The organism is Leucobacter sp. cx-328 (assembly GCF_014530035.1).
Taxonomy (GTDB): domain Bacteria; phylum Actinomycetota; class Actinomycetes; order Actinomycetales; family Microbacteriaceae; genus Leucobacter.
Genome location: NZ_JACVMX010000009.1, coordinates 94706 through 106970 on the forward strand (window position 1 = coordinate 94706; position 12265 = coordinate 106970).

Genomic DNA, 12265 nt, shown 5'->3' on the forward strand with positions numbered 1-12265 from the left:
TTATGCTTCGCTGGCTTACTGCAGGGGAATCTCACGGCCCTGAACTCATCGCAATGATCGAAGGGATGCCCGCTGGCGTCCCTATCTCACTCGACGCGATTCGCGAGGATCTCGCGCGTCGCAAGCTCGGCTATGGCCGCGGCTCGCGCATGAAGTTCGAACAGGATGAGCTGAATATCTCGGGCGGCGTTGTACAGGGCGTCACCATTGGTGGGCCGATCGCGATCCGCGTCGGCAACACCGAGTGGCCCAAGTGGACCGAGGTGATGTCGGCCGAAAAGACCGAGCTCTCGGAGAAGTCACGTGGCCGTGGTGCGCCTCTCACGCGTCCCCGTCCGGGGCATGCTGACCTCGTAGGTATGCAGAAGTACGGTTTTGATGAGTCTCGTCCCGTGCTCGAGCGCGCGAGTGCTCGCGAGACTGCGGCTCGTGTCGCACTTGGTGCGGTCGCTCGTTCGTTCCTCGGCGAGCTCGGTATTACGCTCGTTAGCCACACCATTTCAATGGGTGACGTCGAGGTTCCCGCCGGTTCGCCGTTGCCGCGTCCGACCGATGTTGCTGCACTCGATGCTGATCCGCTGCGTTGCTTCCACGCGGAAACCAGCGCGCGCATGGTCGAAGAGGTAGACGACACGAAGAAGTCGGGCGATACGCTTGGCGGCATCGTTGAGGTGCTCGTGTACGGCCTCCCTGCCGGTCTTGGTTCATACGTGCACTGGGATCGTCGTCTCGATTCGCGTCTTGCCGGTGCGCTCATGGGCATCCAGGCGATCAAGGGTGTTGAGGTTGGCGACGGCTTCGAAACCACGCGTCGCCGTGGTTCGGTCGCGCATGATGAGCTGCACCTTGCAGACGGTCAGATCATTCGCCACACCGGCCGTGCAGGCGGTATCGAGGGCGGCATGACCACCGGACAGGTGCTCCGTGTGCGCGCTGGCATGAAGCCGATCGCTACGGTTCCGCACGCGCTTCCCACGATTGACACCGCGACTGGCGAAGAAGCGAAGGCTCATCACCAGCGCAGCGATGTGACCGCGGTTCCTGCGGCTGGTGTCGTGGCCGAGGCGATGACCGCGCTCGTGATCGCGGATGCGGTTGTCGAGAAGTTCGGTGGCGACAGCGTTGCTGAGACCAAGCGTAATTTGCAGGCGTACCTCGCGGCGATTCCCGAGCAGCTGAACACAGCGATCGAGTCGTGAGTAAGTCGCGGCGCGCTGCACGACCTGCCGGTCCGCCCAGCGCAGTTGCCGAAGAACGGCCGAAGCCGGCGCCGCCCGTACAGCGGGCGATGACGGCTCCGATCGTCGTGCCTACGCGAAAGGTAGTGCATTCGGCAACGGCCGCGTCTGACGCTCCCGGCCTTGCCAAGCATGACGCGGCCGCATCGAGCGGTGCGGCCGCGCAGCAGCAGGGAGGAAAGCCAAACCCTCGCCGTCGTCGGCGACGTGGCGGCGGAAAGCGGTTGCCAGATCGCGCCATCGTTTTCGTTGGTCCGATGGCCGCCGGAAAGACGAGCCTCGGAAAACGAGTTGCGCGTGATCTTGGCATTCCCTTTGTCGATAGCGATGCGGTCTTCGTTCGCCAGTATGGCGTCATTACCGAGTTCTTTGCTGAGCACGGTGAAGCGGAGTTCCGTCGTCTCGAGGCGGAAATTATTGCGGCCGAGCTCGCTGAACAGGGCACGAAGGTGCTCGCGCTTGGTGGCGGTGCGGTGCTTACCGACTCGACTCGTGCATTGCTCGCGGAACACCCCACGATTCTGCTCATGACGACGCAGGAAGCGGTGCTTCGTACCGCAAATCTTTCGCGCCGCCCCCTGCTGCGCGACGATCCCAACGCCTGGGGACGCATTCTTGAGTCGCGTAAGCCGCTGTACCTAGAGGTCGCCCAGGTGACATTCCGGACAGACCGCGCCACTAAGGAACAGCTTTCGCGCCGCGTCACTCAGTGGGTGCGCGGATACGCCCGTAAACAGCAGGCAGCAGCTGGTGACTCGGGGGAGAAGCCCCCTGTGAGCGCGTCAGAATCTCAGGCGCCCCTCACACACGCACAGCGTGCGGCAGCAAAGAATGCGAATGCCCGCAGTGGCGGATCGCGAGCAGCAGCACGACGTCGCGCGGCACGAAACAATGCCGCAAAGAATTCACAGCCAAGGAGTGAAGCATGACCGCCGAGCCAACCATTATCCAGGTCACGGGAGAAACCTCGTATGAGGTCACTGTCGGGCGTGGAGTGCTCGATCGTGTACCCGCCGCGCTTGGTGATCGCGTGGCCAAGGTCCTCATCGTGCACACCGCGACTGTTGGGCGTCTCGCCGAGAATCTCCGTAACGACCTCGCTGAGCAGTACGAACAGGTACTCCTGGCAGAGGTGCCTGACGCTGAATCGGCGAAGCGCGTAGAGGTTGCCGCGTTCATTTGGGGAATCCTCGGTCAGGCTGACTTCACTCGCACCGATGCCGTCATCGGCCTCGGCGGCGGTGCTGTGACTGACCTTGCTGGCTTTGTTGCTGCGACCTGGCTGCGCGGTGTGCCGCTCGTCCAGATCCCCACGACCGTGCTCGGCATGGTCGATGCTTCCGTCGGTGGTAAGACCGGTATCAACACGGCAGAGGGCAAGAACCTTGTGGGCGCATTCTACGCGCCCCAGGCTGTCATCTGCGACCTCGCACTGCTCGACACGCTGCCGCAGAACGAGATTCTCGCTGGCTTCGCAGAGGTCGCTAAGTGCGGTTTCATCGCTGAGCCGGAGATTCTTGACATCATTGAAGCCGACACTGCGAAAGCAACGACTCCGACGACGCCTGAGTTCCAGCGCGTTGTCGAGCTTGCGATCGGTGTGAAGGCCAACGTCGTCTCGCAAGACTTCAAGGAATCGGGCCTGCGCGAAATCTTGAACTACGGCCACACCCTCGGTCACGCGATCGAGCATGCTGAGCGCTACCAGTGGCGTCATGGCGTCGCGATCTCGATCGGCATGATGTATGCGGCAGAGCTTGGTCGAATGGCTGGCGCACTTTCGGACGCAGACGTTGAGCGCCACAAGCGAGTGCTTTCGCTGCTCTCGTTGCCGCTCTCTTACCCCGCCGGCCGTTGGCCAGGCCTGCTTGAAGCTATGCAGCGCGATAAGAAGGCGCGTGCTGGCATGCTCCGCTTCATCGTGCTCGACGAGATCGGGAAGCCGCGTGTGCTCGCTGGCACCGATGCGTCAATGCTGCAGTTCGCGTACCAGGAGATCGCTAACTAACTCGAGCGATACGAGCGGAGGCCCGCACCCTGACTTGGGGTGTGGGCCTCCGTGTTTCTCCGCAGTGTTGAGTCCGCGGCTATGGTCGTGTGAATCCCTGGCTCTGCAATATGAGCGTGAGCACTTGCCGGTCGCCGGTGTGCATGACGCCATCGACGAATCGGTAAAGCGCGTGGGGGAGTGACACTCGCCCGCCGCTACCGGCCGCCTTACGCAGAATCGCGACGAGCGTGCGGGGTGCGAGTACCGCCTCCTCGAGGCCGGGACGGCCGTCAATTTCGCGCTCAGTGGAAACGAAGTCGCTGAATCCATCGCCCGTGATACCCGCGAACACCTGCTGGCTGATGAAAGCGACACGACAGACCCGTTCGAGTTCATCAGCACTGAACGGAATGGTGCCGTAGCGATCGGCAGTTGCCGCGGCGGCAAGTAGCGCGTTTTCAATGGGCGGATCGACGAATCGGTTTCCCGCATCGGGATAGTGCACACGATATGTGTTGGCGCCAAACCTGTTCACGAGTTCGGCGCTCAAGCGATCAATGCCGCGGTAGCGGTGAGGGGTTTGTTCGTTTGCCGTCGCGAGGATTGCGAATCCAGGTGCGATCGTCACCGGACGGCCTCCGTCTTCCTGCACGGCAAATTGGTCACCGGGTCGCAGCTGCAGGATGCGGTTGAGGCGTTTGAGGAACTCGGGTGGCATCGCGTTGACCTCATCGAGGATCAGCGGGTGGCCGGTCTCCATCGCGCGTAAGAGCGGGCCAGGAACGAATCGGCTTACCGTCGCTCCCTGGTCTGCAAGTAGCTCGTGCGCGCCAATGAGCTGAGCACTGGTGATGTCACCGTAGCCGGAAATGAGTTCGGGTTCATTCCCGAGCTCGGTACGTGACAGGTATTCTGCGAGGGCCGTCTTTGCGCCGCCAGTTTCACCGATGAGGAGCAGCGGTTCGCCACGCAGGAGCGCTGGCGTCGACTCCTCAATGATGTTGCGCATCTGTGCCGTGAGCAGCAGCCCGGCGTCGAGCTCGCGTTTCGCCTTGCGCACACGGAGTGTTGCGAGTGCGACAGTGACGCGGTCGCGCGTGTCCGCATCGCGCACATCAGCGTGCCAGCTGGGGGTGCCTGTAGCCCCAGCTATGAGTTCGTCGCGGATCTCTTCCTCTGCGCGAATGAGCCCACGGTTGGCGCGGGCAGCCGCCGCCGAGATTTCGGTAGCTCGTGCGAGCTGCTGTTCGCGCGCGCGCTCCGCTTTGTGGGCATTGACCGCAACCCGGAGTGCCCGTGCGCGGGCATCGAACTCGGCATTGATACGATCCCGATCGTCTGGGGCAGCGTAGAGCTCTTCCCACCGTGCATCGAGCGCTGCGAGCGCCGTCTGTAGCAGCGATGCGAGGCCGACCGGCGTGTCAGATGCTGCGCGAAGTGCACGAAGCACCTCTCGCCGTTCGTCACGAATCTCGAAGGCCTCGAGTAGGACGGGATGGGCAGCAGGGGTGAGCATATCGTCACGCTATCACTCCGCTGCGGCTTGTAGCCAGGCTCGCTAGGGTGGAGCTATGTCGATGGCTGCGCATGAACCAGAAGCGCAGTTTCGCGCGCGTCTTACCGCTGCGGCGGCGCTCGCTGGAATAGCTGTTGACGTGACTGACGGTGAAACCTGGGAGGTCGTCGACGGCCGCGTGCTCGTGGGAACGGCCTGGTTTGCGTTGCGTGGGATTCCACAGGAGCAGGCCGTGCCACTCGCGCTGTTACTCATCTGGGAGTCGGTGCGCGAAGCCCGGGGCGCACGGTCGCGATGGCACCGCACACAGTCGATGGCTGCACGGAGAACAGAACTTGCACCACTGTTGGCTGGTCTGATCCGCGCACTTGCCATCGCGGAGTTGACCGCGGCCTTCCCTGCCTTCCGGAGCCAGATCGCGCGCGCCGTTACGATGCTCGCGCCGGCACACCCCCTCGAACTGCCACGTCATCTCCAATTTGTTGCAGCTTGCGTGCAAGAGATTGCTGGGGCTGCCCCGCTGTCGCTCGCGCCAGAGGTGTCTGAGGAGCTTGCAACGCTCACGACCTCACCGCAGCATGATCTGTTGCGCCTCGCGATGGACCCGACAGCGGGCGAGATTGAGCGGCTCGAACGAGCGCTTGCGGTCACTCTTCCGGTGTATGACCGGTTGCTCGCGCATGACGCAGCGGATCGCGGACTCGGTCAGCAGGGCGACGCTGCGTCCCCACCGCCAGCCGAGGACGGGGGAGAGTCGGGCCTGGAATCTGGTGCGAGCGATGGTCAGGGGGAGGCCGAGCGGGAAGCGGAAAGTGCAACCGGTACTGCGGGTGACAGTGAGCCTGCGCGCGCCGGGGATCGGCCCGAAGATGCAGAGGGGTCTGACCTGTTCGAGGCTGAACAGGCGGGCTTCGTGCGGACGGTGCTGGCCACCCCACTGCCTGCGAGTGGCGCCTGGATTGATGGTGTCGAAGTTCCTGAAATTGATCGCGCTCAGCACACGGAGCAATCGGCGAGCGAGGCTCCCGGCGGGGCAGGGCCGGCCGCTCGGCTCGAGATCTCGCGCGCGAACTATCGCGACAGGCTGAGCGCGCAGCGGGAGGCCGTGGAGCGGGTGCGGCTCGTGTGGGAGCGGATCATTGCCGAGCGAATTGGCGTACACCGTTCGCTTTCGCGTCGAGCGGAAGCTGAAGGCGACCTGCTCGACCAGAACTCGCTGGTGAGCGCAGTCACTGAAGCGCTGTCTGGTGTGCGTAGGCCGCGCGCGTTTCGCTCGCCAGAGAGGCGACCACGCACTGCTTCCCGAACGGGAAGCACCGACTACGTGCTTTTGATTGATCGGTCGGCATCGATGCAGGGAGCGACCGCGGAAGCTGCGGCCGACGCGGCGATCATCGTACTTGAAGCGCTCGCGGGCGTTGAACGCGACATCGCGCACAAGGAAGCACAGCTTGGCATTGATCTCGAATTGAGCATTCGTACGTCACTCTTGCTGTTCGACGCGGAACCCGTGGTTGTCAAGCCGCTGGCTGGTGCACTCGATGAGGGGATGCGGCAGCGCATGTTCGCTGAAATTCGCAGCCCGCGTGGTTCCACGAACGACGCTGCGGCCCTTCGCGCTGCGGCCGGTGAGCTACGCCTCGCTGAGTCATCAGCGGACGGTATCGCGCGCAAGCGAATCGTCATCGTAATCGGCGATGGCGGCACGAATGACGCTGGTGCTGCGGCTCATGAGATTCGTCGTCTCCGTTCACTCGGCGTCGCGGTGCTCGGCGTGGGAATCGGATCGGCAGATCTTGCGCTTCGGTACGCCCCCGACGGGCATACCGTGCGGAGGCTTGATGACCTCGCGCCCGCGCTCGAAGCACTGGTCGAAGCGGCGGGACTCACGCGATAGGGACGTATCGCGGTAGTGTCAAAGGAAACAAAGGGGGAGCGCCAATGGGTGCACGTGCGGGCGACGAGCTGAAGCTGGCGCAACTGCTGTTCCCTGATCTTGTGCGAAATGTGCAGGCCGCGCTCGATGCAAACGGTGACGGGGCGGGTCAGGCGACTGCGGCAGAGGCCACGCTCGCTCATGCTGTGCAACAACTGAAGTCTTCGTCACTTGGCCATGCCGGCTTTGACGCGTTCGAGGTCCCTGGCCACCATAGTGGTACCGGCGCCGCGGTCGCGGACGCATTTGATGAGGTCCGTCGCATTATGACGTGGATTGGTGGTTCGGTACCCGAACCGGAGGCCTTTCTTGCCGCGGGGGTTGATGCATCGAAGCTTGCCATTGCACTTTCCAGTGATGCTGACCTCGCGATCGTTCCCGCTCCCCATGGGATTGGTGCAAGCGGTTGGCGAAGTCTGTATCGCGGTGCAGCACGTCAACCGGGGAGCCCGCTGTCGCTTGCAGAACCGCTCGTACTCGCAGAAGAAATTGCGCAGTCGTTTGCGACGCTCGACGACGTCCCTGATGACGTCCCCACTGTCGCTTCAGGGGAAAGCTCAGGGGGGACCAGTGGCGAGGTTCGGTGGACGCTGCGGCTCATTCCTGCGGGCGCAACCCCAGCCGTGCTTGGGCTGAGTCACCTTCACGGACCGCACGTCACAATTGCAGAGATGCTCATGCTTCAGCTCATGCGCATGACACGGGGCGCTGATCCTCTCGACGCCCGCTCATTCACCTGGCTGAACGGCGTGTTGAGCGACGGTAGGTTCGCCGCGCGGCATGTGTTTGACGCTGGGGAGCGAAATGTCCGGGTGACCAGTCGTGAGGTTGGCAACCAAGGGCCACACCTTGGTGCCCGGCCACCGGTTGGCTAGAACACTCGCCGGAAGAAGTTTTCAGGCAAACACCTTGTTGCGCGTGTAGACTGAATCGTCGCAAATTTGCGCTCGTACTTTATAGAATCCGGAGAATAACTGGTATGGCAACCTCGAACGACATCAAGAACGGCACCGTCATCAAGGAGAACGGCCAGCTGTGGAGCGTGGTTGAGTTCCAGCACGTGAAGCCGGGCAAGGGTGGCGCATTCGTCCGCACCAAGCAGAAGAACGTTGTGTCGGGCAAGATCATCGACAAGACCTACAACGCTGGCGCGAAGATCGAAACCGCAAGTGTTGATCGCCGCGATTTCCAGTACCTCTACCAGGACGGCGCTGACTTCGTCTTCATGGACAAGAGTGATTACGATCAGATCACCGTTCCGGCAAACGTTGTCGGTGACGCTTCGAAGTACATGCTCGAGAACCAGGACGCGCAGATTGCGCTCCACGAGGGTGAGCCCCTCTACGTTGAGCTCCCCGCTTCGGTAGTTCTCGAGATCACCTACACCGAGCCTGGCCTGCAGGGCGACCGCTCGACCGGTGGCACCAAGCCTGCAACCGTTGAGACTGGCGCTGAGATTCAGGTTCCCCTGTTCCTCGAGACCGGCACCCGCGTCAAGGTTGATACCCGCACGGGTGACTACCTCGGTCGCGTCAACGACTAAGCGCCGTTGTCAGCCCGTACTAAGGCGCGCAAGCGCGCGCTTGACATGTTGTTCCAGGCCGACGTGCTTGGTGTTCCTCTCTCTGAGGTGCTCACTGCCGAGGCACGTCGTGCGGCAGGCGAGCCTGACCGTGCGGCTTCGTGGGTATACGCGAGAGAGATCATCGATGGCGTCACGGACCACCGTGACCAGATCGATGACCTGATCTCGACGTATGCGCAGGGGTGGACGATTGAACGCATGCCGAACGTAGACCGAGCAGTTCTGCGTCTCGCTGCATGGGAGATCCTGCACAACCCTGAGGTTCCGACCGCAGTGGCAATTGATGAAGCAATCGAGCTAGCGAAGAACTACTCGACTGATGATTCGAGCCGCTTCGTCAACGGTGTCCTTGGCAAGATCGCGGATCACGCCGACTCGTAGGCCGGCGCCAATGCAAGAACCCCGCATCTCTTTCTGAGAGGTGCGGGGTTCTTGCATTTCTACGGGGCTGGCGAAACACTCCACTCACAGCTTGAACGTGCATGGGGATTGAAAAATGCGGTAGGCTTACAGGCGTTTACAGCACTTCTTTAAACCCGTCCAGTGAGGCGGAGAAGGGGGGCGAAGCGTGGGAGCGATTACGGTACTGGAAAGTGCTGAGATTTCGCGGGCGCTCACCCGTATCTCGCACGAGATCATCGAAGCCAACCGTGGTGTCGATAACCTCGTCATTGTTGGAATCCCCACGCGTGGTTCAACCCTCGCCCACCGCATTGCTGATCGCATCGAACAGATCGAAGGCACCCCGATCGAGGTCGGCATCCTTGACGTGACGATGTACCGCGATGATCTCGCAAACCATCCGACGCGCACACCTCAGCCAACGATCATGCCCGCAGAAGGTATTGACGGCGTGACCGTGGTGCTCGTTGATGACGTGCTCTATTCAGGGCGCACGGTCCGTGCTGCCCTTGATGCGCTGAACGATCACGGCCGCCCGCGCGCTGTCCGCCTTGCGGCTCTTATTGACAGAGGCCACCGAGAGCTGCCGATCCGCGCCGACTATATTGGTAAGAATCTGCCGAGCGCGAAGCACGAACGAATTTCCGTACGACTCGAAGAGCTCGATGGCGTTGATGAAGTCACGATCTCTTCTGGCGAGACTGAAGGACCTCAGGAAGTAACCGCATGAGACACCTCCTCGATACGAAGACGCTGACCCGTGATGAGGTGCTCCTCATTCTCGATACGGCCGAAGATATGGCGGCGACGCAGCAGCGTGAGGTGAAGAAGCTCCCGACGTTGCGCGGCAAGACCGTGGTCAACCTCTTCTTCGAAGATTCGACCCGCACCCGCATTAGCTTTGAGGCTGCTGCCAAGCGGCTGAGTGCCGACGTCATCAACTTCAGCGCCAAGGGCTCCTCAGTCTCGAAAGGCGAGTCGCTCAAAGACACCGCACAGACGCTCCAAGCCATTGGTGCTGATGGTGTGGTGATCCGCCACCCGGCGTCTGGCGCGCCGAACAAGCTTGCGAACAGCGGGTGGATCAACGCAGGCGTCCTGAACGCCGGCGACGGTACTCACGCGCATCCCACTCAGGCGCTCCTGGACGCCTTCACGATGCGTCGCCGAATTCATGGTGATGCGAGCCGCGGTCGTGACCTCGACGGCGTCAACGTCGTTATCGTTGGTGACATCTCACACTCGCGCGTTGCCCGCTCAAACCTGTGGCTGCTGAACATTCTTGGTGCGAAGGTGAGCTTTGTTGCTCCCGAAACACTCATTCCATTCGGCGCACGCACCTGGCCCGTCAGCATCTATCACGATCTCGACGAAGCGCTTCGCATGGAGCGTCCGGACGTCGTCATGATGCTCCGCATTCAGACCGAGCGTATGCACGCAGCGTTCTTCCCGAACGAGCGTGAATACGCACGCAACTGGGGTCTCGACGACCGCCGGCTGCAGCTCCTCACCGATGAGGCAATCATCATGCACCCCGGCCCGATGAACCGTGGCCTGGAAATTTCTTCGGCAGCCGCCGACTCACCCCGCTCCACCGTGCTCGAACAGGTCGCCAACGGCGTATCGGTTCGCATGGCGGCGCTGTACCTGCTGCTTTCAGGCGAACGAGGAGATGCCTAATGACCGAGAACCCTGACATTCTGATCCGCGGTGCGCGTCTTGCGACCGAGCTCACTGAGCGCGGCGCAGACGTGAGCGCAGCCGCGCCCGTCGACCTTCGCGTCTCGGGTGGCCGCATTGTCGAGCGTGCCGCGCAGGCTGAGGGCGGCCTTGAAGCTCGCGCAGGGGAGCGCGTCATTGAGGCTGATGGCCTCGTTGCGTTCACCGGTTTCGTTGATCTGCACACGCACCTGCGCGAGCCTGGCTTCGAGCAGTCGGAGACGGTACTCACGGGCTCGCGTGCTGCCGCAGCTGGCGGCTTCACGAGCATCTTCGCGATGGCGAACACGATGCCGGTGCAGGACACCGCGGGCGTGGTCGAGCAGGTACAGGCGCTCGGCGACTCGGCCGGTTACGCAACCGTCCGTCCGATCGGTGCTGTGACGGAGGATCTCGCAGGCGAGCGCCTGAGCGAGATCGGAGCGATGGCCAAGTCTCGCGCTGAGGTTCGCGTTTTCTCGGACGACGGCAAGTGCGTCCACGATCCGCTGCTCATGCGCCGCGCCCTCGAATACGTGAAGACGTTCGACGGCGTGATTGCACAGCACGCTCAAGATCCGCGCCTGACCGAGGGTTCGCAGATGAACGAGGGCGTGCTTTCGAGCGAGCTCGGCCTCAAGGGCTGGCCCGCTGTCGCAGAAGAATCGATCATTGCGCGTGACGTGCTGCTTGCTGAGCACATCGGTGCCCGTCTGCACATCTGCCACCTCTCGACCGCTGGCTCGGTCGAGGTGATCCGGTGGGCTAAGGCTCGCGGCATTGCAGTGACCGCAGAGGTCACCCCGCACCACCTCATCCTCACGGAAGAGACCGCGCGCACCTTCGACGCGCGCTACAAGGTCAACCCGCCGCTCCGCCGTGACAGTGATGTTCTCGCTCTCCGTAAGGCAGTGGCCGAGGGGCTCATCGACATCGTCGCAACCGATCATGCTCCGCACCCGGTTGAGATGAAGGACTGCGAGTGGGACCAGGCCGCATTCGGCATGGTCGGTCTCGAGTCGGCATTCCCGATCGTGCTCCACACGCTCATCAACGATGGCAACGCGAGCTGGGCCGAGGTGCAGGAGCTGCTCTCGCAGCGTCCGGCACGCATCGGTCGCCTCGCTGGCCACCCTGAGTCGCTCGAGGCTGGCCAGCCGGCAGACATCACCCTGGTCGATCCGTCCGGTGTCAGCACCTTCGACACCGGACGCCTTGAGGGCTTGAGCGTGAACTCGCCCTTCTTGGGCATGGAGCTTCCCGGCCGAGTACACACCACCATTCGCCGCGGGTACGAAACGCTCGCAAACGGCGAGCTCGTTGACATCGAAACCGTCAACGCTGCGGCACGCAACGCGGAGGCACAGACCGCATGAGCCCGTTGCAGTATGTCCTGGTGATGGCAGCGATCGCGGTGGTCGCAGTCGGCGCGATGCTGCTTGGTTGGCGCGCCCGCTTCCGTCAGAACCGTGATCTCGTGACAGACGTTGAGGAGCTTACGGGTGAACTCATCGACCACCTCGAAGAGGTGAGCTACGTCTCCACCACCGCAGTGGGTGCACCGTTCGAGCGTATTGCGCTGAAGGGACTCACCTATCGCGGCAAGGCCGACCTGGAGATTCGCACCGATGGTGTGCGGATCACCGTCACTGGTGAACCGACCTTCACCATCCCGGGCGACCGCGTGCAGGGCTTCGCAGAGGCTGCAGCGCGTGCGGGAAAGGCTGTCGAATCTGGCGGCCTGTCGTTGCTGGTGTGGCGTTCACTGAACGCAGACGAACAGCTCCTTGAAACTACTTTCCGGTTTGCGGGCGTACACATCCGTGATCGATTCGAGTCAGCAATTACGCGCCTCGTTGACATGACTTCCGACGCCGCTGCAGACAACCACAGCATCTAA

12 protein-coding genes are annotated in these 12265 nt (G+C 62.5%); 11 read left to right on the plus strand and 1 reads right to left on the minus strand.

Going from position 1 to position 12265, the window contains the following annotated elements; translation table 11 throughout:
* Positions 1 to 2 precede the first annotated feature (2 nt).
* Genes aroC through aroB form a run of 3 tightly spaced genes read left to right on the plus strand, consistent with a single transcriptional unit; the run spans position 3 to position 3246 of the window.
* Positions 3 to 1199, plus strand: coding sequence for a chorismate synthase (gene aroC / locus ICL81_RS10385; RefSeq protein ID WP_188024299.1), 1197 nt, complete (start codon positions 3 to 5; stop codon positions 1197 to 1199).
* The gene (locus ICL81_RS10390; protein ID WP_353055504.1) at positions 1196 to 2167 is read left to right on the plus strand and encodes a shikimate kinase; all 972 of its coding nucleotides are present in this window, start codon (positions 1196 to 1198) and stop codon (positions 2165 to 2167) included. Before aroC ends, ICL81_RS10390 begins: the two co-directional genes overlap by 4 nt.
* A complete protein-coding gene (gene aroB / locus ICL81_RS10395; RefSeq protein WP_188034806.1) occupies positions 2164 to 3246 on the plus strand; it encodes a 3-dehydroquinate synthase in 1083 nt (360 codons plus the stop codon). Before ICL81_RS10390 ends, aroB begins: the two co-directional genes overlap by 4 nt.
* A gap of 79 nt (positions 3247 to 3325) precedes the next feature.
* Here aroB and ICL81_RS10400 read toward each other — a convergent pair whose 3' ends face one another.
* The gene (locus ICL81_RS10400; RefSeq protein ID WP_188034807.1) at positions 3326 to 4744 is read right to left on the minus strand and encodes an AAA family ATPase; all 1419 of its coding nucleotides are present in this window, start codon (positions 4742 to 4744) and stop codon (positions 3326 to 3328) included.
* A gap of 61 nt (positions 4745 to 4805) precedes the next feature.
* Between ICL81_RS10400 and ICL81_RS10405 the strand changes: the two genes are divergently transcribed.
* The 8 genes from ICL81_RS10405 to ICL81_RS10440 all read left to right on the plus strand — a co-directional run bounded on the left by ICL81_RS10405 (position 4806) and on the right by ICL81_RS10440 (position 12265).
* A complete protein-coding gene (locus ICL81_RS10405) occupies positions 4806 to 6641 on the plus strand; it encodes a VWA domain-containing protein (RefSeq protein ID WP_188034808.1) in 1836 nt (611 codons plus the stop codon).
* Positions 6642 to 6685: 44 nt separating this feature from the next.
* Positions 6686 to 7555: a hypothetical protein gene (locus ICL81_RS10410; RefSeq protein ID WP_188034809.1), complete on the plus strand. Its 870-nt coding sequence runs from the start codon at positions 6686 to 6688 to the stop codon at positions 7553 to 7555.
* A gap of 104 nt (positions 7556 to 7659) precedes the next feature.
* Positions 7660 to 8223 (plus strand): elongation factor P, encoded by a 564-nt coding sequence (gene efp / locus ICL81_RS10415; RefSeq protein WP_188034810.1) that lies wholly within the window; start codon positions 7660 to 7662, stop codon positions 8221 to 8223.
* A 6-nt stretch (positions 8224 to 8229) separates the two neighbouring features.
* Positions 8230 to 8646, plus strand: a complete 417-nt coding sequence (gene nusB, locus ICL81_RS10420; protein WP_188034811.1) for a transcription antitermination factor NusB — start codon at positions 8230 to 8232, stop codon at positions 8644 to 8646.
* Between the two features lie 187 nt (positions 8647 to 8833).
* Positions 8834 to 9397 carry a bifunctional pyr operon transcriptional regulator/uracil phosphoribosyltransferase PyrR gene (pyrR, locus tag ICL81_RS10425; protein ID WP_188034812.1) on the plus strand — a complete coding sequence of 188 codons (564 nt, stop codon included), beginning with the start codon at positions 8834 to 8836 and terminating at the stop codon, positions 9395 to 9397.
* Positions 9394 to 10347, plus strand: coding sequence for an aspartate carbamoyltransferase catalytic subunit (locus ICL81_RS10430; protein WP_188034813.1), 954 nt, complete (start codon positions 9394 to 9396; stop codon positions 10345 to 10347). The genes pyrR and ICL81_RS10430 overlap by 4 nt, the downstream gene beginning before the upstream one ends.
* A complete protein-coding gene (locus tag ICL81_RS10435; RefSeq protein ID WP_188034814.1) occupies positions 10347 to 11741 on the plus strand; it encodes a dihydroorotase in 1395 nt (464 codons plus the stop codon). Before ICL81_RS10430 ends, ICL81_RS10435 begins: the two co-directional genes overlap by 1 nt.
* Positions 11738 to 12265: a hypothetical protein gene (locus tag ICL81_RS10440; protein WP_188034815.1), complete on the plus strand. Its 528-nt coding sequence runs from the start codon at positions 11738 to 11740 to the stop codon at positions 12263 to 12265. The genes ICL81_RS10435 and ICL81_RS10440 overlap by 4 nt, the downstream gene beginning before the upstream one ends.